This is a genomic window from Arthrobacter sp. (assembly GCF_030540645.1).
Classification (GTDB): domain Bacteria; phylum Actinomycetota; class Actinomycetes; order Actinomycetales; family Micrococcaceae; genus Specibacter.
In genome coordinates, this window is the sequence record NZ_JAUNVV010000022.1 from 22,326 (window position 1) to 41,000 (window position 18,675).

Sequence of the window (18,675 nt, forward strand, 5' to 3'; positions counted from 1 at the left end):
TCCACACAATGCGTTCATTAGTAATAGCCACCTGTCCAATGTACCGCGAACGTCGCATGCTTTAGATTCAGCCCGGCTCGGTCACCACGTGATGTCTGCCGCCGATTCCAGAGGTTCCCTTTCGCCGAGAACACGCATGGCGGGCATGGCGCAGGCAAGGTTCAGCACCGATGGAAAACGGAGCTGTGTGCGCTCTTGGAGTTCACTCAGCGTGATTTGGTAGACCCTGAACTCATCCAATGCCAGAATGGCCCGCAGCTGGTCCAGATCCTGGGTCAGCAGGAACATGCGGGCCTTCAAAACGCCTTGATCCTGAAAAACCAACATTTTCCAGTACTCCGATGGCAGCGCCACGCCGCGGTAAATGCGGTCATCAGTGCGAAAGACAGGGCCGGCAAAGACGTTGACCCTCAAGTTTTCAACGTCTACATCCTCGTAGAGGGCGTCTTCCAAGCGTCCCCAAATACCGTTTTGGCTGCTCTGGTTGAACTCGTCCATCTGCGGGGTGATGTTGCTGTAGAAGAAAGAGTCCCGATTGGCCTGTTGCGCCTCAGACAGTTCGCCCCACAACAGGTCCGCACGGCGTGCCAGATGCCCGCGGTCCAGCCGGTTGCCGCTATACAGCTCATTGCCCACCTGAAACTCAGCCGGCAACCGGGGATCCTTGCTGAAGGAAAGCCCGGCACGACTGATGAGTTTCATGCCATCCCCGTCAATGTTCCAGGCAACCCAGCGGGCAAAATGCCTCGATTTACTCATCGACAACGAAAAATGTGTGTAGGGGATGAACTCCTTGCCCTCCCATAAAACCGCATCACTTTGGATGTCTGGTTCCAGACTAGGTGGCAGAACACAGGTTCCAAGAAAATCAGCAACATATCCAGAACGTTGGATGGATTCCTGGGGTTCGAGGGTGTTGGGTGGCATCCTGATCACCTGCTTCCTAGAGGGTGCAGCCACGTGGACTGACCGGCTGATGTCCCCAGCGTAGGAGCCAACGGCTTGCATTGATAGTGGAGCCGCGCGTTCCCTACCGCGGTCGGGCAACCGGGTAAGGGCCGGGTAAGGAAGCTTAGGACTCCTTGGTCGTTGCCGTTGTTGCCGTTGTTGCAAGTCCGGGCATACCGGTTGGCTGTTCCACAGCGGGAGCTGCATCAGCCGCTAAGGGGGCTCCGGCGTCGTGCTTGGGGATGAGAGCGGGGTTGCGGCCCAGCAAAAACAGTTGACGCACGCTCCACACGAACAAGACCACCAGCAGCAGATTGCGCCCTGTCAGCACAGCTGCCATGACTGGATTGTCGTGGGAGAGCGCGGTGTAGAACAACGGGTATATAAGGTAGGTCAACACGGCCACAGCTATGAGCATGGTGGCTGGAACACGCCACGCCTTCCACTGATGTGCCAGACCGACAGCGACCGGTGGAGCCAGCCACACCATGAACTGCGGGGACCCCACCTTGTTGAACACCACAAAAGCGGTGATCAGGGCCAGTGAGCCGAAGAGGAGCAAGGCCGTGCGGTCTGCGCCACCGTTGCGCTTACCCGTGTGCAGGGCCCAAAAAATGAGGACGGCCACGAGCAGTGCGGCAACAATGAGCAGCGGCTGCATCAGCACTACCATGACCTCGGAACCAGGCCCATCGACCTGCATGGAGTTGATCTCCTCGTTCATGTACATGTGCGCCCCACCCAAGCCCAGCACACTCATCCACAACCACGGGGCTGTGAACGTGGCTTCAAGCTGCATTCCGCGGTCGCCTTGTTCCAGCAGGAAGTTCAACAATTTCGGCAATGCGTTCATGCTCAAGGCCAGCACCACGACGAACGCGGTGACCAGCACGCCCGCCAACACCACCTGCACCCGCTGCTTGACCACGGTGAAAAGCGCAAGCACGACGGCGGCTGGCCAGACTTTTGTCCATGTCGCCACGCTGAGAATGAAGGAGGTTAGGAAAGGACTGGCGACGCCCAGGGACAGTGCGATGAGCACCACCGGCGCGGTGAGACCATCAACACGGGCAAAGCCGAGCCACGCCATCACGGTGGAAAAAGCAAGCCACCACAGCGCGGCCGGAATGGCCTGCCGTTTCTTGCCCCAGCTGGTGAGCTTGCCCACAGCCAGGGCGTTCAGCACGGAAATCATCAAAACCCAGATGAACAGGAACGGGCCACTGCCCAACACGTAGGAAACCGCCATGGGGATAAGGGCAAGGATGGGATAGACCCACGGGCTTGGACCGAGAACGCGCGTCTCGTCGAAGCCAACAGAGGCCCAGACGCGGTAGATTCCTGTGTCGCTGTATGCTTCACCGCGTAGCGATTGCATGCCCGCGATGACAAGCGCTGTGCCGTGGAGCGCGGCAAAAACCACCCAAAGTCCCTGGGGCGATTTCAGCCATTTCTGGACACGTACGGGAAGCAGCGCGTTCCGGAAGCGGGCAAGGCTGTCAAAAAACGTATCCGTGGAGATGGTCGGGTCCTTCTTGAGATGGGGGCGGCCAAGGCAACACGCACGCGGGGCGGATGCCGAGAGTCCCGCAGCGACTTTTCTCAGAAACTGCCCGGCCAGTGTGGGTAGAATGCCAAGAACGGTGTCCTGACTGCTTATATGTTAGCGCAGCACCCCGCTGGTTCCCGGGCTGCCCGGCAGACACACCGGAGAGTCCAGACATGGAAGGGCCAGACCCGCCCATGGAGGGATCGAAAAGTACAGGAGACAAGTTGTTGACCAACACGCGCGTGGTCCGGCCGGAGGTGAAGACCAAGGTGTTAGCTAAGCTTCCTTTCCGTACCGGAACTGCAGACTCAGCTGTCTGGCAGGGTTTTGCGGGATCAGTCATGCTCACGTTGGGTTCCTTTGGCATTGGTTGGCTGGCCAGCAGTTCCGTATTGATCCGCAACCCGCTGTTCATCCTGGCTAGAACCACGCCTGTGGCTGTTGTGGTGGCAACCGTGCTGCTGTGCGTGGGGGCTGTGCTGATTTTCCGCGCCTGGCTGCGGCTTCGCCAGCACTTGGCCGGGTGGGGTCCTGACTCGGCGGCGGTGTTGAAGAAGGCGCTGATTTTGTGGGTGATACCCATGATGTTCGCCTTGCCGGTGTTCAGCCGCGACTCTTACGCCTACATTGGCCAGGGCAGGCTCATGCAGCAGGGCCTTGACCCGTACACCAACGGCATCTCAGCGCTCAATAACTACTTCCTGCTGGGCCCGGACACCATGTGGACCGAAGCGCCCACACCCTACGGTCCGATGTGGCTTTGGATTGAGCATCTCGCTGTAATGCTGCCAGCCAACAGTCCGGAAATCGCTTTGATTCCGTTCCGCCTGGCTAGCCTGGCCGGTGTGATTCTGTTATTCATCTATGTGCCAAAACTTGCGGCCCGTCATGGCTTCAACCCGAATCGCGCAGTGTGGTTGGCAGTGTTGAACCCCTTGGTACTGATGAATTTTGTGGCCAGTGTCCACAACGATTCACTCATGCTCGGACTTGTTGTGGCCGGTATTTACTATGCATCAGCCAAACATCCGGTGGTCGGGATACTGCTTGTCACTGCCTCCATTGCCATCAAGCCCATCACGTTGATAGCGCTGCCATTTGTGGGTCTGCTGTGGGCGGGCTCGCAGGCTGGATGGCTCCGTAAATTTGGCCTCTGGGCGGCCACACTGGGAATTGCGACGGCGCTCTTGGGCGCCATGGGTGCCACCAACGGGCTTGGTTTCGGCTGGTTGGCCGCGTTGCGGACATCCGGAACGGTGTGGCATTTGTATGCGCCTGTAGGCTTGTTTTCGAACGTTGCCGGCGGTGTGGTGTCCTTCTTTGGCGGGACCGGTTCGACGGTGACCAGCGGCATCCAAACCGTCTGCGTGGTTATCTCCATCTTGATCGTCATGGCGTTGGCCTTCTTCAAGATTTCGCCGCAGCTGAGCACACCAACCGGCGAAACCTTGGATGAAACACAGCGATACAGCCAAGCCGTGCTGCGGCGCATGGCATGGGGGTTTGCTGCAGTCGTGCTGCTGGCGCCGGCCATCCAGCCCTGGTACATGCTGTGGCTGTTGGGCTTTTTCACCGTCACCGGCATTGCGGAAGGCTGGCAGGAGAGGCTGGTGTTCTACTTGGGCGCGTTTTTCATCCTGATTGCCTTGTCGGACCAGATCAGCGTGTTCCCATGGATCCCGCTGGTACTGATTCGTTCGGTGGCCATTGGGGTGGGGCTGCTGGGCGTGCTCTATGTCATGTTTTGGGACAGGCAGACGCGCGGGCTGTTCATGCCTCGGCGTGCCGCTGACTCTGTCACTGAGCGCTGAGCCGGGCCGCTGGCGCACGCCAGTTCAGAGTCGCTTGAGTGCTTCGCGGCTGGACAGCGGGCTGAGCTGCCCCTCATGGGCGGCCACATAGTTGCGCACCCAGTCCGGGTCGGTCCGGGCGTATTGGCGCAGCGCCCAGCCAATTGCCTTCCGGATGAAAAACTCCCGGTCCGCCATATTCACGGTGATGACGTCGTTGAGTAGCTGCGTGTCCGTTTCGACCTTCGCCGGCAGTTGGGAGATGACGGCAGCCCTGCGGAACCAAAAATTTGGGTGCATGCTCCATTCACGCAGCAGCGGATCCATGGTTGTGCGATGGTTTTGCAATAGTTCCCACAGCCGCGGTGCCACGGTGTCCACAAAGTCCCACCACTGCCCGGTTTCAATCACGACGGCGTAGAACGGCAGGAGCCCCACCTCACCCCTGCCAAGGCGGGAGTCCGTAAGCATGATGGCGGCGTACCGCTCTTCTCTGAAGCTGGCATTGTGCCACAGTGCGGAGACGGTGCCATGGAGTTGTTCCACGTCCGTGAACGGGTGCGTTTTGGCCAGGGCCCGCACCGTCTTGCGCACGGTGGGGGATGGCACGCCCAGAAACGGCATGCTCGACTTCATGTACGCTGCCATGCCTTCGGACTTTTCCGGAACAGCAACGCCTGCCAGTGCAGGACGGAGCCCAGCCAAGAAGGCGGTGTTGAGGGAGTCTGTTGGGCGACTCCATGGTGTTTGGGTTGATTGTGCCGGGGCCATGGCAAAAGCCTAGCTGGGTTGCAATGGAGGGGACTACCATGTGGTTGGTATGGAGCACAGTGCGTGGCCACCAGTCAGGGAACCCATCGAGAAATCCAGCGCGGAACCCAGAGTTGCCACGCTCAGTGCTGCCACATTAGATGCCACCGAAGGGGCTGGCCGCGATCTGGTAGCGGCCCTTCGAGCGGGCGGGTGCGTCTACGCCGAGGACGAAGCCGCTATCTTGATGGGTGCCTGCCGAACACGGGCCGAACTGGAGGGGATGATCGCACAGCGCGTGGCTGGAATTCCCTTGGAGCACCTTGTGGGGTGGGCAGAATTTTGTGGTTTGCGCATGGTTGTTGCCCCTGGGGTGTTTGTGCCCCGACGCCGCAGTGAGTTCCTTGTTCGCCAAACCCTCACTGAGCTCGCTGGCCACCCTTGTGGGGAACGTCAGCTGAAAATCTTGGACCTGTGCACCGGCAGCGGAGCCGTTGGTGCGGCGCTGGCCCGTTCACTTCCTGACTGTGAACTCCATGTTGCGGACGTGGATCCTGTGGCGTTGGCTTGTGCGGCACAGAACGTGGCAGCATTCGGCGGGAAAGTCTATTGCGGTGACTTGTTTGATCCGGTCCCGGACAGCCTGCAGGGCAGCTTTGACGTTATTGTGGCCAACGCACCGTATGTCCCCACCGAAGCCATCGCCTTCATGCCCCGGGAAGCGAGGGTTTACGAGCCCATGGCGGCGCTTGACGGCGGCGCTGATGGTCTTGCGCTGCACCGCCGCATTGCCGCCCAAGCACCGCTGTGGCTGGGCAAGGACGGCATACTGCTCGTTGAATCCAGTGCCCGTCAGGCCGAAACAACCGCCGCCATTTTGGTCAGCCAAGGATTCAGCGTCAGCGTTTCAACGAGCGAGGAGTTGGGCGGCACTGTTGTGGCAGGCAGGTTGTCACCGGCCCCGGTTGCAGCTCCCGGAAAAGTCTTCATAAAGGCCGCGAAACCAGCCAAGAGGTGGGGAACCGGCTAGCCTCGGGATATTGGAGCCAGTCCGCCCCACCGAGGAGACCTGCATGAGCCTGCATCGCCATCACAGCCAAGCCGAGAAGACCACTCTCGACAGCGCGTTCGACTCGAGCATGGGCACCATTCCCAAGCACACGCTTCCGCCTGGCACCCAGAATGCAGACGCCGCGATGCAGTTCATTCAGAACGAGCTCATGCTTGACGGCAATGCGCGCCAGAACCTTGCCACGTTCGTGACCACGTGGATGGAACCCCAGGCAGCTGAATTGATTCAAGCCTCCTTGGAAAAGAACATCATCGACAAGGACGAGTACCCGCAATCGGCCGAAATTGAGCGTCGCTGCGTGAACATGTTGGCGAATCTGTGGCACGCACCGGAGCCCGCCGGGGAGGCCAGTGCCATGGGCTGTTCCACCACAGGCTCCTCGGAGGCAGCCATGCTGGCAGGTCTGGCACTGAAGTGGCGCTGGCGTGCCCGCAGAGAGGCCGCCGGGCTCGATGCCAGCAAACCCAACCTCGTCATGGGTGCCAATGTGCAGGTGTGCTGGGAAAAGTTCGCCAGGTACTGGGACGTCGAGGCACGGCTGATCCCGCTCGAGGGCGCCACGCATCTGACCGCAGCCCAGGCCACTGCCGCCTGCGATGAAAACACCATTGGTGTGGTGGCCGTGCTGGGTTCAACGTTTGACGGCTCCTATGAACCCGTTGCGGAGATTGCCGCGGCCCTGGATGAGCTCGCCGCAAGCACGGGCTTGGATGTGCCGATGCACGTTGACGCCGCATCGGGCGGTTTCATTGCGCCATTCCTGGACACAGAGCTTCTGTGGGATTTCAGGTTGGAGCGGGTCAAGTCCATCAACGCCTCCGGGCACAAGTATGGACTTGTTTATCCCGGCGTTGGCTGGGTGCTGTGGAGAAGTGCTCAGGAGCTGCCGGAAGACTTGATCTTCAGCGTCGACTACCTGGGCGGATCCATGCCCACGTTCGCACTGAACTTTTCCCGTCCCGCCGCCCAGGTGATCGCCCAGTACTACACACTCGTCCGGTACGGCTTTGACGGATTCCAACGCATCCAGTCGCGATGCCGGGAGATCGCCGGTGCCATTGCCACGGGAGTGGAGGGAATGGGGCCGTTTACGCTGCTCAGTCGCGGCAACGAATTACCGGTCCTGGCTTTCAAACTGACGACGCCGGATGGCTACTCCGTGTACGACCTCTCGCATGAGCTGCGCAGCTTTGGATGGATTGTGCCTGCCTACCCCATGCCCGAAGGCATGGCCGATGTGCATGTGCTGCGCGTGGTGGTGCGCAACGGTTTCACCTTTGACTTGGCTTCCATGTTCCTGGCCGATCTCGCCAAGTCGGTGGCACGGCTTTCAGGGCAACGGGATGACAGCGTCGGATTTCACCACTGATTCGGTGCAAGAGAGCTGAGTCAGCCGTTCAGCTCTCTTCAACTGGCCCTTCTGCCGGGTCCTGGGAGTGTACGCGGGGCTCAGGTTTTTTCTGGCCAACACCGCCTTCAGCGGGTTTTTCACTGTGTTCCCGTGGCGGTGTGGAGTCCTCGTCGGGAGTATCGGGATGCTTTGCGCTGGAAGCTGATGAGTTGGTCATGGGTATGCTTTCTCTTGTGCCGCCGGGCAATTATGCACCACGCGGGGTGACTTTCATTGTGGTCTCTCGATGCCCTTTTGTCATGTGCCGGAAGTGGACAGGCACCCAGCCCATCCCGGACTTCGGCGGTGCATGCAAACATCCAGGTAAGCGGGAGAGACTAAAGGAATGGAAAACCCTCTGTCCAAGTGGCGCTCGGAACTGCGCGGCACCTTCAGCAACAATGCCCCCACCATCCCGCAATGGGAACTTGACTTGGAAAAGGGCGACGACGGCGGCTACTTTGGTCCCGATTCGGCTGCTTGGGCTGTCCACGGGTCGATGACGACGCTTGTGGCCGGCATCCAATCTTTGCTTATCCAGGCGCTTCACCCGGGTGCGCTCGCAGGCGTCCATGACCACTCCAGCTACCGCAGCGATCCTCTTGGCAGGCTGGCCGGAACCATCCGTTGGATCTTCACGCTTACTTATGGGGACACCGCGGCTGCCCGGCAGGCATCGGACAAGGTGCTGCGCATTCACGAGCACATTCGCGGGAGCTACAACACCAACAGTGGGGAAGTACGTCCGTACACCGCCAATGATCCTGATCTGCTGCGATGGATCCACTTGGCATTCACCCAAGCCTTCCTGGCAACCCATGAAGCCTACGGCGGACCCATCCCTGGTGGCCCGGATGCTTATGTGGCGGACTGGGCGGTGGCCGGCGCGCTCATGCAGGTGGACAACCCACCCACCACCGTCAGCGGGCTCGATGATCAGCTCGCCTCCTTCACCAAGGAGCTGCGCTACGACGAAACCGTTGCTGAAACGGTGGCCTTCATCAGGAACCCGCCCTTGGCGCGCTCGCAGCAAGGCGGCTACAAGGTGCTTTTTGCCGCAGCAGTGGCTTCCCTGCCCCCGGGATACAAGGAACTGCTCAAGTTGAGCACACCGAGACTTGGCCCTATTCCGCTACCGGTGACGGTGCCCACAAAAGGCGTTCTCAGCGTCGTCCGCTGGAGTTTAGGATCCCCTGGACCCAGCGAAGCATCAGCGCGGGCCCGGCGTATCCGGCTGGGTGTGTAGGCTCCACCCAGCAAAGCCAGCTAGGCTGAATACGGCCATTTGTGCCCGCCATGTTCCGCCAGCAAGCTTCCCCACAACTATGCAAGGACTGACTTCAGCCCATGACGCCACGCACTTTTTACCGCTCCATCGCCATCGCCGAAGCCGTTACGTGGACGTTGCTGATTACTGGCATGATCATGAAATACGCGTTGAAGATGGGCGACTGGCCCGTCACCCTGGGCGGCTTTGCCCACGGACTGGTGTTCATCTCCTACGTCACCACCGCGGTCCTGGTCGGATTGAACCAGCGCTGGCCCACCAAGCTGATTGTTGGCGCCGCAGCCACCGCCTTTGTGCCGTACCTCACCATCCCCTTTGACCGGTGGTTGGAGAGAAAGGAACGGCTCGACGGCGGCTGGCGCACCACGTCCACCGGTCACGCCCGTGACGGTCATTGGGTCGATGTCGTACTGCGCTGGATGCTCAACCGCCCGGTGCTTTTGAGCGTCGTTTTCGTGGTGTTTGTTGGCGGGATCATGGCCACCATGCTCTTTGTCGGCCCTCCCGGCGGCCGCGCCTAAAAAACTCGGTCCGTCGGGTCAGCCAGAAAAAATTTAGTCCAGGATGATCTTGGGGAGCAGTGACGGCGCCCGGGCTTCAAGCCAGGCAAGGAGTGGGCCGATCTTGCCGAGCATCTCGCTGTCGCTTCCCTGCTCGGCGTCGATGGTTCGGCTGCGGTGGCCCATCGCAACGGTGACGGAGTAGCTGTAGCCGTCGAAGATCATGGAACCGGGGTTGCTTTGGCTTGCATTGAAGAAGTCAACGTTGTTGATCAGCGTCCGCAATTCGGACTCCGCCTCCGTGGTCAGGGTCCCGTCACGATTGCTGAGGCTCAACGTCACCTTTTTGCCGACAATTCCGCCGGCCTTGGCGAAATACACCCTAAGCTCCGTCTCAGACTGCAGGAACGAGTCGATGTCGACGTGTTGGGCTTTTCCGTCTGAGCCGACAAAATATGGGGACGTGCCCTTGATAGACACGAGATAGCCCGCAGTGCCTGCGGGATCGCGGCGATGGGCTGTCAAGGATTCCATGTGGGTGTCACGTGGGTTTTTGTCCTGTCCGGCGGCATCCAGTGCTGCATTCAAAGCGATGACGGCAGCGTGCTCTGAAACGTTCATTACCTACCCCCTGATTAGCGGTTGAGAGGCGAATGGAGATCATTTCGTGGCGCATCGTCATGGTTCGCCCCTGTGTGTGACGGGCCTACCCCGGTCGAGTTTGTGAAGCTAGTCCAGGGCGGGCTTTGGGAAACGTGATGAAGTGCGTGCCGTGAGCCAGTCAATGAGAGGGGCAAGCCGTTCCAACAATTCACGGTCGGCGCTTTCTGCGGCGACAACGGTGCGGTGACGGCGGCCCGTCCCAACGGTGATGGTGTACGTAAATCCGTCCGGGTGGGGCGGCTCACCGGATCCTTTGTCCGCTTCAAAACCTACTAAGTCAATCAGCTCCCACAGCTCGGCTGCGTCGTTGATGGTGAGCGTGCCGTCGTGTTCGCTGAGGCGCAGTGTGTCGTCAAAACCTGCGAAGCCGCCAACCATCCGGAAGTCGACTTCCAACTCGCCATCCATGAAGGCATGTGAGGGAATGTCAAGACGGCGAACCTTTTCATTGGGGTCCACGAAGTAGGGTGAGGAATTGCGGATTGTCACGAGGTATCCAACACTGTTGAACTTCCCGTACGGAAGGGCCACCATCGATTCGACTTCGACTTCGTGGGGATTTCCGCCCTCTGCCGCCATGGTCAACACTGCCGTCAAAGCACTGACGGCGTTGTGATTTGGATTTGACATGTTGTACCCCCTGAATAGCTGTTCACGAGCATGTAGGCCTCATTGTAGGGGGCATTGCCAGAACCCGCCATGGCGGGTCATCATCGTGCCCCGGCACCTCACTGCCGTGGCCTCCGCGAACGTGGGATGTCGGCGAGCGCAAGTAACGGACCCCGTCGCGGCGTTGCACCAACTGTAAGTTCCCCAGTCGGCCGTCCCGGTCTCGGTTTGATCCCTGGTGGGGGGAATGCAGGGTGATGCAGGACCTTTTGTTTCCAAGGAGACGAGACTGACGTTGGCTGGCGATCACAGGCCGCAGAACTTCGGCATTATCCGTACCTGCCGTCGTGTGCGACTGGCCGAAGACTTCATCGGTTCCAAGAAGGGTAGGGGGATGTTGATCGTGCCTGAAGTGATTTCCTGTGAGATGTCCATCAAGTTCTCACTTCGGAACTGCCTCGTTGACTGCGTTGCTTTTGGTTCATCAGCCGTGGGTCCAGCAGCCCAGGATCGTGGTGGACATTTCATAGGCGAAACTGGCCGCTGACACGTCGTGCGGTCCAACACGGGCAGGCAGCGCCGTGGCGTCTACATGCAAGGTCATATTGTCTTTGGCGAAGATGACGTTTCCTGCTTGTGATTGGTAGCCGGGCAAGCCCAGGTTGGCCAAGCCCACGATGGGGGCAGCTGACAGGGAGGCCGCCAATTTTTGTGCTGCTTCGGTTGCTTTTTCCGGCGTTTCCGCCACGCTCACGCTCATCACGAAGTTGCCTGCGGCCAGCGGATAGGTGCACGTGTAGGTGGTGCCGTCCCATGTGCTCACCGGTTGGGGAACGGCAGGAAGGGCAAGGATGTCCTTGACGGTATTTTTGGCTTCCGCCTCGCACACCATCGCTGCCGCCTCAGGTGCGGGGCCTGCCACCACAGTCAGGACGCCGTGCATGTCCCCTTCCATGCTGTGATAAGGGTAACTGCCGGGGTTTGCCGGAGCCTTGAAGGCTGCCGTTCCACCGGCAGGGACAGTCACGGAAAAGGCACTGGCCTGGTCTGAAACAATAGTGGCGGTGGTGCTGCCCATGTTCATCACACTCACGCTTGTTCCGGCATCCAGTGGCTTCGGGTCAAGGAACCTCCCCTCTTCAATATGGATCATCGACGCCATTGCGCCTTCAGTGTGCGCGGCCGAGGCGGAGGATGCCACCGGTGCGGGGTGGTTCATTTCGCTGTTCACACCCACTCCTGCGGAACAGCCGCCCAAGGCGATCGCGGCGGCCATGGCCACTGCGGCGGAAATGCTGAGCTTCGTCTTCATGACAATCCAATCCAAAACGTGAAGAGTAGGTGGCCCGTGGCCGGGCTACACGGGTGGGCGGCTGGCGTCGGTGAACCGCTCAGCTACTTGGTGCTGGAGAGCAAGTGTCCGTAGACCACGGTGTTCTCGACGAAGTCCCCGGTGCTGGGTTCGTAGCCGCCACAGGTGATGAGACGGATCTCCGCCCTGTCGGTGTTGCCGTACACGGCCAGTGTGGGGAAGGATGCCTTTTGAAATATTTCGGTTCGGTCAACGCCAAAAACAAGCACGCTGCCGTCGGCCCGGCTCACACTGAACTGTTCGCCTGGCTTAAGTTCGTGGAGCCGGTAAAACACCCCCTCGGGGATGGTGGTGGTGTTGACGTGTCCCAAAATAACGGAGGGACCCCGTTCCCCGGGTGTCGGCGAGTATTTATACCATCCGGCGGGGGAGCCAGCTTCACCGGGTGGAACTTCTGCCTCGCCCTTGGCGTCGCGTCCCAGCGACAACAAGGGGGTGGTGAGGCCGATATCCGGCACTGACAATGAGATCGGAGCCGAAGCGGCCAGCACGGGTCCCTTGGCTGGAACCGGTGGCGGCTGCGTGATGGGAGCTGTGGACGGGGCAGCAGTGGCCGCCGTCGTGCCTGCAGCTGTCGTGGAGGTCGTCGCACCTGGAGGACTGGCAGGTGCGGATGAACTCGATGATGAGGAAACCTGGCTCGAGATGGGTGAGGAGGCATTTGCTTGAGCCCCGCATCCGGCAGCACCCAGGGTGAGCGTTGCCAGAAGCAGAACCGCAGTCACGGGCGCCCTGCGGCGCCCGTGACTACTGCTGGTGGTGATCATGGAGAAATCGCCGCCGCTACTTTGCAACCGTGGACTTGTGTGCAGCCACAGTCCGCTTCCGGCCCAATGCCAAGGCACCTCCGGCTGCCAACACCAGGGCTCCGCCACCCACAAACCATGCCACATCGGGTGAGGTTGAGGCGTTGGTCGGGGCAAGCGACGTGGTTACACCTGTTCCGGGGGCGCCACCTGGCATGGCGGCCATCTGGGAGACAGCGAGGGTTCCACACAGCGCCGGCGAGGTGGCAGCCAGCGGCAAGGTTGGAGCCAGGTCGCTCATTTCCTTCTGTGCTGCGGCGGGCAGCGTGGCGGGGTCAAGGCCGTGAACCACCACTACCGCCTTGCCGGCCTTCATGGAGGCGATCGTTTCGGCGTTCATGGTGAACGTGCGCTCGTACTTGTAGCTTGCGCCCATTCCTGCGACGGCCAGGTCCAGGGCCGCCTTGTCGCTCGTGTCACCGCTGGTGGAGAGTGTGGTGCCGATCTTGCCGTAGGATGGGCCGCCCTCGGTGGTGCTGATGACGCCGTCGCCGCTGGTGTCCGCTGAGGGTGCAGGGCACACGCCGGCGCCGTCGATGTGGATGTGCTGCGCATGCGGGTATGCCGCTCCGTTGAACGTGGCTGCCAGACCGCTGACATTTGCCGTCACGGTGGCCTGGTCTCCGGTGAGGGTGATCCAGACTGAGCCCGTGGCGTTCCTGCCGTTGATGGCACCCAGGTTCGTTTCAAAGGTGCTGGTTCCGTTGTCGGCCGCCATGGCCGCACCGCTGGAAAAGGTCATGGCTGCCAGTGCAAGCGCCGGGGCAATGAGTAAAGCTGACTTCTTATTCATGGGACTTCTCCTTGAACAGTGTGGACGGCCCATCGTTGGATCCGTCTACCCTGTGATTCGGAGCACTCCCGGGTTTGGATTGGAAGAGTCTACTTACGGTTCCGTGGGTGCTGGCAGTCCCAGCAGCGCGTTCTCCACCAATTCGCTCAGCGCCGGGTGGATCCAGTACTGCCCCCGCGCCACATCGTGGGCGCGCTGGCCGAAGGACATGGCCTGGATCAGGGGCTGGATGACGGTGGCTGCGTCGGGGCCGATGACATGGGCGCCCAACAACTTACCCGTCGCAGGATCCGCCAGTACTTTCAGGAAATGGCCGGAATCTTCCCGGGCCCAGCCAGCGGCAATGTCGGCATAGGCCTGGGTTTTTGCGACATAGGGGACGCCTTGGCCAAGCGCCTGGTCCTCGGTGAGCCCCACGTAGGCAATTTGCGGCTCGCCAAACACCGCTGCCGGGATGAAGCGGTGGTCTGCGGACATCATGGCGGCAGGATGGATGAGGTTGTGCTGCACCACGCGCGCCTCGTGGTTGGCCACATGCTTGAGCTGGTGCTCGCTGGAGATGTCGCCGAGCGCAAAAATCCCGTCCGCCGTGGTGCGCTGGAACTCGTCCACCACCACCCTCCCGTGCCTGTCCACGTCAATCCCGGCCGCAGCAACATTCAAGGTGTCTGCGTTGGCCCGCCGGCCCGTTGCCACCAGCAACAACTCTGCGGTGCGCGTTTGTTGGCCTCCGGGCCCCTCAAGGCCAAGCACGACGCCGGCCCCGCCCACCTTCGCGTGTTTGACCTCGGTGTTCAGCAATAATTCGTGACGTGCGGCGGTTTCCTTGGTGAACAGTTCGGAGACGTCGCTGTCCAGGTGGCGCAGCAGTGCCGGGCCACGGACTATCTGGGTTACCCGTGTGCCGAAGGAGGAAAAGATGTTCGCAAACTCGGCTGCAACATACCCGCCGCCCAAGATGGCGATGCTTTTTGGCAGCGAATCGATGCGCATGATCGTGTCTGAGGTGTGAATCGTGTCGGTGGCGTGGAAGGCGGCGCCCGGCTCGCGCAGGCCATCGATCGAGGGCACTTGCGCGCGCGAGCCGGCCCCCAGCACAAACCGGTCTCCCGTGAGTACCTGGGTGCCGCCGTCGTGCATTGACACGCGCAGTTCACCGGGCGCCGTGAAGCGGCCATGGCCGGAGAAAACCGTGATGTTGGGGCACTCGGGGCTTTCGCGGTAGGCCCTGCCCGCTGCCTCGATCCCGTCAATGCGCGAGAAGATCCGATCCCGTATGCCCAACCAGTCGACGGCTGTGAGCTGGGAGTCCACCCCCAAAGCCCTGCCGTGGCGAGCGGCGTCGGCAAGCTCGGCCGGGTGGACGAACATTTTTGTGGGGATGCAGCCAACGTTCAGGCACGTGCCACCAAAGAGGTTGTCCTCGACGATGGCGATGCTCAGGTGCTCCAGTTCGGGGCAGGGAATGGAATTGCCTGAGCCTGTGCCGATGATGACGAGATCGAAATGCTGCATGAGGGTTAGTCCATCTGTTCGTGTTGGCGGTTGCCGCGGTTGCGCCAAGAGGTAACGGCAAGAACTGCGGCGCCTATGCCCGCCAGCCACAACAGGGTTTTAGCTTCGCCTGACTTGCGGGCGTCGTCGTCGGGCGAGTCCGGGGCAAATTTTTTGCGCAGGTGCTTGCCTTCAGCGACCAGGACCATTTCCTTCTCCGCTTTTTTCAGGCTGGCGGTGACTTCGCGCGGCGGTAGCTGAATTTCGGCTTCTGCCTTGATGCCGGCCTGAAGTTGGCGGCTACGTTCAAGTTCGGCATCCACTTCTGCGCCGAAGAGCAGGGCGAGGTTCATGATCCACAGCCAGAGCAGCAGCACGATCACTCCGGCGATGGCACCGTAAGTTTTCTCGTACTTGTTGAAGTTGGCAAGGTAGAGGCCGAAGCCGGCCGAAGCTGCCACGGCCACCACCAGTGCAACGGCGGCACCAACACTGATCCATCGGAACTTCGGCTGTTGCACATTGGGGGTGAAGTAGTACAGCAGGGCGATGAGTGCCACGGCCAGAATCGCCAGCACCGGCCACTTGGCGATGTTCCAGACCGTCACGGCGGTGTCGCCGAAGCCAATGGCATCGCCAAGCACCTTGGCAATGGGGCCGGAGACCACCAGAAGGAGTGCCATGATGGCCACCATGAGCACTGCGGCCAAGGTGACCAGCAGAAGTGCGGGGCGAAGCTTCCACACCGGGCGCCCCTCGTCGGTGCCATAGATGCGGTTCATGGCCCGGCTGAATCCGCCGACGTATTTCGAGGCAGACCACAACGCGGTTGCGAGCCCCAAGACAAACGTCCAGCCAGCTGCCCGGGAACTTGTCAGCTGTTCCACGGGTCCGCTGATGGTTTCCACAATGGACGGGTCTGTGAGCTGTCCGACCAGATTCAGCATCACCTTGGTGGTTTCCTCGGCCTGACCCACCAGGCCGAGGATGGAAACCAGCGCCAGTATTGCCGGGAACAGCGACAACACTGCGTAGTACGTCAGGGATGCAGCCATGTCGGTTGAGGCGTCCGCACCGAACTTGGCCACCGAGCGTTTGGCCACATATTTCCACGACTTCGCTTTTATCCTGGCTACTTTTTGCGGCTTGCGGGAGTCATCCGGGTCGGGTGCAGCAGCGTGGTCAACTGCCGTGTCATCGACGATGTCCGAGAACTTCGTGTGCGTATTCATGTCCAAGACACTACCGCGAGCCGGGTTTCGGCGCGCCCATCGATTGCGGCGCGCCCATCCATTCCGCCTGACTTCAACCCGTTCGCGGTATGGGTGGATGTAGCGGGAAGTCATTTCGTTCAGCGGGGTTGGGGAGACCAGTCCATCGCCGGTGATTATCCAGAGTCCCTCTGCTGAGTGCTTTCTTTGTGCAATAACGCCGCGGCACCAGCCAACAGCAGTTCGAGGCCAAAGTTGAACGCGTCGGCGTCGTCCACCGGCCGGGCAGTACTGTCCAGCAACCCAGCTTGGGACAGTCCGCTCTGTGTCTGCTCCTGCGTGACGGAGCCCAGAATGTAGTTCACCAGCGCGCGGCCGGTCCAGGTAGGGTTTCTGCCTGAGAGGCCGGCGGCAGCAAGGGTTTCCGTGAAGCGTTGCAGCGCCGGGAGTGATTGTGGCGCCAAGGTGTGTGTCAGGGCCACGACTTCGGCACCGTCGCGCACAGCCAGCAGGGCGTCGCGGATTTGCCGGGAGGCCAGGCGCAGGGATTCGATCACCGCTGCGGCTCCCGCCCCATCCAGGTCCTGGGGCTTGACCGGGGCAAGAATCATGACCGCCAGAACCCCGAGCAAGTCCTGTTTGTTCTTCACATGCCAGTACAGCGCGCCGGGCTGCACGTCGAGATCCCGGGCCAGGCGGCGCATGGAAAGGTCGGCGATGCCGTAATCGCGCAAAATACTGAACGCGGTGTCGATGACCTGCTCGCGCGTCAACGCCATGTGCTTCAGTCCTTTCGTGGCTTTCGTGCGCAGGTTGTGAAAGCCCACGCGACACAGCTCCATTTTGCCCCATCGCGTCAACTCCGCAGTCAGCCCACACCGACCAGCGAAAATCAACACGGAAAACCAGATTGCCGCCGTGGGGGCAGGGTGGTTCATTTGACAGCGGAACGATGAATTTCCATACTTGAACAGTGTTCAATAACTTTCAGTCCCTTGCCGACCAGCAGCTGTCCGGCGCCACCCTGACCCGCCAGGAGGCCCACGCAATCTTGGATTCCACCGATGATCAGCTGTTGGATGTGGTGGCCGCCGCCGCACGCCTGCGGCGCACCCACTTCTCCAACACGGTCAAGGTGAACTACCTTGTGAACCTCAAATCCGGCTTGTGCCCGGAGGATTGCACGTACTGCTCGCAGCGCCTGGGCTCGGCCGCACAAATCCTGAAGTACACGTGGCTGAAACCCGAAGCGGTCCTTGAGCAGGCGGAAACGGGAATCGCCGCCGGTGCCTCCCGCGTGTGCTTGGTGGCCAGCGGCAAGGGCCCCGCGGACAGGGACGTGGAGCGCGTGGCTACCATGGTGGACGGGCTGAAGGAGGCACACCCCCATGTTGAAGTCTGTGCCTGCCTCGGCATATTGAAACAAGGCCAGGCCGAGCGGCTCAAGGCGTGCGGCGTGGACGCGTACAACCACAACTTGAACACCAGCGAATCCAAGTACAAGGACATCTGCACCACCCACGAATTCTCCGACCGCGTCCGCACCGTTGAGGCCGCCAAGGGAGCCGGACTCTCTCCGTGTTCGGGCCTGATCGTGGGCATGGGCGAAAGTAATGATGAGCTCATCGACGCCGTCTTTGCCCTCCGTGATCTCGGCAGCGACTCCATCCCGGTGAACTTCCTCATGCCCTTTGACGGAACGCCGCTGGAAGGAACGTGGCTGCTGAGCCCGGCCCAGTGTGTGCGCATTCTCGCTCTTGTCCGCTTCGCCTGCCCGGCAGCGGAACTGCGCATGGCTGGCGGACGCGAGATGCACCTGCGCAGCCTCCAGCCCCTCGCATTGAACATCGCCAACTCACTCTTCCTGGGCGACTACCTCACCAGCGAGGGCCAGCCCGGCCAGGACGATTTGGCGATGATCGCCGACGCCGGCTTCACCGTCCTTGGCCAACAGCCCGCCGCCGCTGGCAGTTCCTCCCTGCACGACGCCGGAGCTGCCGCCGGCTCCCAGCCTGCCATCCGCCGTCGTGGTGCAGGAACGCAGCTCGCCCCCAATGCTTGAGGAAACGCGCTCGCTCGTGGCCCGGGACAAGGGCCTGCTCTGGCACCCGTATGCCCCGCTTGACGGCCCGGCCCCTTACGCGGTGATGGGCGCATCCGGCACAAAGCTGCAGCTTCAGGATGCGGACGGGGAACGTTTTGAGGTGGTCGACGCCATGAGTTCTTGGTGGTCAGCGGTGCATGGCTACCGGAACCCGGTACTTGACGAGGCGCTGGCCGAGCAGGCAGCGAAGTTCTCCCACGTCATGTTTGGCGGCTTGACGCACCAGCCAGCCGTGGAATTGGCGGAACTGCTGGTTCGCATGGCGCCGGCCGGGCTGGAGCATGTGTTCTTTGCCGACTCGGGTTCCGTGTCCGTTGAAGTGGCGCTGAAGCTGGC

The 18,675-nt window shown here is 61.1% G+C and carries 19 protein-coding genes; 8 read left to right on the plus strand and 11 right to left on the minus strand.

The window, feature by feature from the left end; genetic code table 11:
• Window positions 1-81: 81 nt before the first annotated feature.
• Together Q4P21_RS06300 and Q4P21_RS06305 are read right to left on the minus strand one after the other, a co-directional pair.
• A complete protein-coding gene (locus tag Q4P21_RS06300; protein ID WP_303387948.1) occupies window positions 82-927 on the minus strand; it encodes a DNA/RNA non-specific endonuclease in 846 nt (281 codons plus the stop codon).
• A 145-nt stretch (window positions 928-1,072) separates the two neighbouring features.
• Complete coding sequence (locus tag Q4P21_RS06305; protein WP_303387972.1) at window positions 1,073-2,470, minus strand: glycosyltransferase 87 family protein; 1,398 nt, start codon at window positions 2,468-2,470, stop codon at window positions 1,073-1,075.
• A gap of 200 nt (window positions 2,471-2,670) precedes the next feature.
• On the opposite strand from Q4P21_RS06305, the gene mptB reads away from it, so the two are divergent.
• The gene (mptB, locus tag Q4P21_RS06310; protein ID WP_303387949.1) at window positions 2,671-4,308 is read left to right on the plus strand and encodes a polyprenol phosphomannose-dependent alpha 1,6 mannosyltransferase MptB; all 1,638 of its coding nucleotides are present in this window, start codon (window positions 2,671-2,673) and stop codon (window positions 4,306-4,308) included.
• 24 nt (window positions 4,309-4,332) lie between these two features.
• On the opposite strand, the gene Q4P21_RS06315 is transcribed toward mptB, so the two are convergent.
• A complete protein-coding gene (locus Q4P21_RS06315) occupies window positions 4,333-5,058 on the minus strand; it encodes a DNA alkylation repair protein (protein ID WP_303387950.1) in 726 nt (241 codons plus the stop codon).
• Between the two features lie 49 nt (window positions 5,059-5,107).
• Here Q4P21_RS06315 and Q4P21_RS06320 point away from each other — a divergent pair, with 49 nt between their 5' ends.
• The 4 genes from Q4P21_RS06320 (at window position 5,108) to Q4P21_RS06335 (ending at window position 9,308) form a co-directional block, all read left to right on the plus strand.
• Window positions 5,108-6,067, plus strand: coding sequence for a putative protein N(5)-glutamine methyltransferase (locus Q4P21_RS06320; protein WP_303387951.1), 960 nt, complete (start codon window positions 5,108-5,110; stop codon window positions 6,065-6,067).
• A 43-nt stretch (window positions 6,068-6,110) separates the two neighbouring features.
• Window positions 6,111-7,478, plus strand: coding sequence for a glutamate decarboxylase (locus Q4P21_RS06325; RefSeq protein WP_303387952.1), 1,368 nt, complete (start codon window positions 6,111-6,113; stop codon window positions 7,476-7,478).
• Between the two features lie 367 nt (window positions 7,479-7,845).
• Complete coding sequence (locus Q4P21_RS06330) at window positions 7,846-8,745, plus strand: oxygenase MpaB family protein (RefSeq protein WP_303387953.1); 900 nt, start codon at window positions 7,846-7,848, stop codon at window positions 8,743-8,745.
• Window positions 8,746-8,846: 101 nt separating this feature from the next.
• Window positions 8,847-9,308, plus strand: a complete 462-nt coding sequence (locus Q4P21_RS06335) for a DUF3817 domain-containing protein (protein WP_303387954.1) — start codon at window positions 8,847-8,849, stop codon at window positions 9,306-9,308.
• Between the two features lie 33 nt (window positions 9,309-9,341).
• Here Q4P21_RS06335 and Q4P21_RS06340 read toward each other — a convergent pair whose 3' ends face one another.
• From Q4P21_RS06340 to Q4P21_RS06355, 4 genes are all read right to left on the minus strand, one after another.
• Entirely contained in the window at window positions 9,342-9,908 is a 567-nt protein-coding gene (locus Q4P21_RS06340; protein WP_303387955.1) for a hypothetical protein, read from the minus strand.
• Between the two features lie 108 nt (window positions 9,909-10,016).
• Complete coding sequence (locus tag Q4P21_RS06345; protein WP_303387956.1) at window positions 10,017-10,580, minus strand: protealysin inhibitor emfourin; 564 nt, start codon at window positions 10,578-10,580, stop codon at window positions 10,017-10,019.
• A 463-nt stretch (window positions 10,581-11,043) separates the two neighbouring features.
• Entirely contained in the window at window positions 11,044-11,871 is an 828-nt protein-coding gene (locus Q4P21_RS06350) for a hypothetical protein (protein WP_303387957.1), read from the minus strand.
• 83 nt (window positions 11,872-11,954) lie between these two features.
• Entirely contained in the window at window positions 11,955-12,422 is a 468-nt protein-coding gene (locus tag Q4P21_RS06355) for a class F sortase (protein WP_303387958.1), read from the minus strand.
• Between the two features lie 31 nt (window positions 12,423-12,453).
• Between Q4P21_RS06355 and Q4P21_RS06360 the strand changes: the two genes are divergently transcribed.
• Window positions 12,454-12,600, plus strand: a complete 147-nt coding sequence (locus Q4P21_RS06360) for a hypothetical protein (RefSeq protein ID WP_303387959.1) — start codon at window positions 12,454-12,456, stop codon at window positions 12,598-12,600.
• 114 nt (window positions 12,601-12,714) lie between these two features.
• Here Q4P21_RS06360 and Q4P21_RS06365 read toward each other — a convergent pair whose 3' ends face one another.
• The 4 genes from Q4P21_RS06365 to Q4P21_RS06380 form a co-directional block, all read right to left on the minus strand.
• The gene (locus Q4P21_RS06365) at window positions 12,715-13,530 is read right to left on the minus strand and encodes a hypothetical protein (RefSeq protein WP_303387960.1); all 816 of its coding nucleotides are present in this window, start codon (window positions 13,528-13,530) and stop codon (window positions 12,715-12,717) included.
• A gap of 93 nt (window positions 13,531-13,623) precedes the next feature.
• Window positions 13,624-15,045 (minus strand): mycothione reductase, encoded by a 1,422-nt coding sequence (locus Q4P21_RS06370; protein ID WP_303387961.1) that lies wholly within the window; start codon window positions 15,043-15,045, stop codon window positions 13,624-13,626.
• Window positions 15,046-15,050: 5 nt separating this feature from the next.
• Window positions 15,051-16,256: a YihY/virulence factor BrkB family protein gene (locus Q4P21_RS06375; protein WP_303387962.1), complete on the minus strand. Its 1,206-nt coding sequence runs from the start codon at window positions 16,254-16,256 to the stop codon at window positions 15,051-15,053.
• A gap of 155 nt (window positions 16,257-16,411) precedes the next feature.
• Window positions 16,412-17,014 (minus strand): TetR/AcrR family transcriptional regulator C-terminal domain-containing protein, encoded by a 603-nt coding sequence (locus Q4P21_RS06380; RefSeq protein ID WP_303387963.1) that lies wholly within the window; start codon window positions 17,012-17,014, stop codon window positions 16,412-16,414.
• A 194-nt stretch (window positions 17,015-17,208) separates the two neighbouring features.
• Here Q4P21_RS06380 and bioB point away from each other — a divergent pair, with 194 nt between their 5' ends.
• Window positions 17,209-18,297 carry a biotin synthase BioB gene (gene bioB / locus Q4P21_RS06385; RefSeq protein ID WP_303387964.1) on the plus strand — a complete coding sequence of 363 codons (1,089 nt, stop codon included), beginning with the start codon at window positions 17,209-17,211 and terminating at the stop codon, window positions 18,295-18,297.
• The coding region (locus Q4P21_RS06390; protein WP_303387965.1) for an aminotransferase class III-fold pyridoxal phosphate-dependent enzyme at window positions 18,290-18,675 on the plus strand (386 nt) is incomplete at its 3' end. The genes bioB and Q4P21_RS06390, both read left to right, overlap by 8 nt.

Coding starts and splice junctions, on each gene's coding strand:
- Q4P21_RS06335 (WP_303387954.1), top strand. CDS start 8,847: ATGACGCCACGCACTTTTTACCGCTCCATCGCCATCGCCGAAGCCGTT.
- Q4P21_RS06330 (WP_303387953.1), top strand. CDS start 7,846: ATGGAAAACCCTCTGTCCAAGTGGCGCTCGGAACTGCGCGGCACCTTC.
- Q4P21_RS06365 (WP_303387960.1), bottom strand. CDS start 13,530: ATGAATAAGAAGTCAGCTTTACTCATTGCCCCGGCGCTTGCACTGGCA.
- Q4P21_RS06340 (WP_303387955.1), bottom strand. CDS start 9,908: ATGAACGTTTCAGAGCACGCTGCCGTCATCGCTTTGAATGCAGCACTG.
- Q4P21_RS06370 (WP_303387961.1), bottom strand. CDS start 15,045: ATGCAGCATTTCGATCTCGTCATCATCGGCACAGGCTCAGGCAATTCC.
- Q4P21_RS06300 (WP_303387948.1), bottom strand. CDS start 927: ATGCCACCCAACACCCTCGAACCCCAGGAATCCATCCAACGTTCTGGA.
- Q4P21_RS06380 (WP_303387963.1), bottom strand. CDS start 17,014: ATGGCGTTGACGCGCGAGCAGGTCATCGACACCGCGTTCAGTATTTTG.
- Q4P21_RS06350 (WP_303387957.1), bottom strand. CDS start 11,871: ATGAAGACGAAGCTCAGCATTTCCGCCGCAGTGGCCATGGCCGCCGCG.
- Q4P21_RS06375 (WP_303387962.1), bottom strand. CDS start 16,256: ATGAATACGCACACGAAGTTCTCGGACATCGTCGATGACACGGCAGTT.
- Q4P21_RS06320 (WP_303387951.1), top strand. CDS start 5,108: ATGGAGCACAGTGCGTGGCCACCAGTCAGGGAACCCATCGAGAAATCC.
- mptB (WP_303387949.1), top strand. CDS start 2,671: ATGGAAGGGCCAGACCCGCCCATGGAGGGATCGAAAAGTACAGGAGAC.
- Q4P21_RS06315 (WP_303387950.1), bottom strand. CDS start 5,058: ATGGCCCCGGCACAATCAACCCAAACACCATGGAGTCGCCCAACAGAC.
- Q4P21_RS06325 (WP_303387952.1), top strand. CDS start 6,111: ATGAGCCTGCATCGCCATCACAGCCAAGCCGAGAAGACCACTCTCGAC.
- Q4P21_RS06345 (WP_303387956.1), bottom strand. CDS start 10,580: ATGTCAAATCCAAATCACAACGCCGTCAGTGCTTTGACGGCAGTGTTG.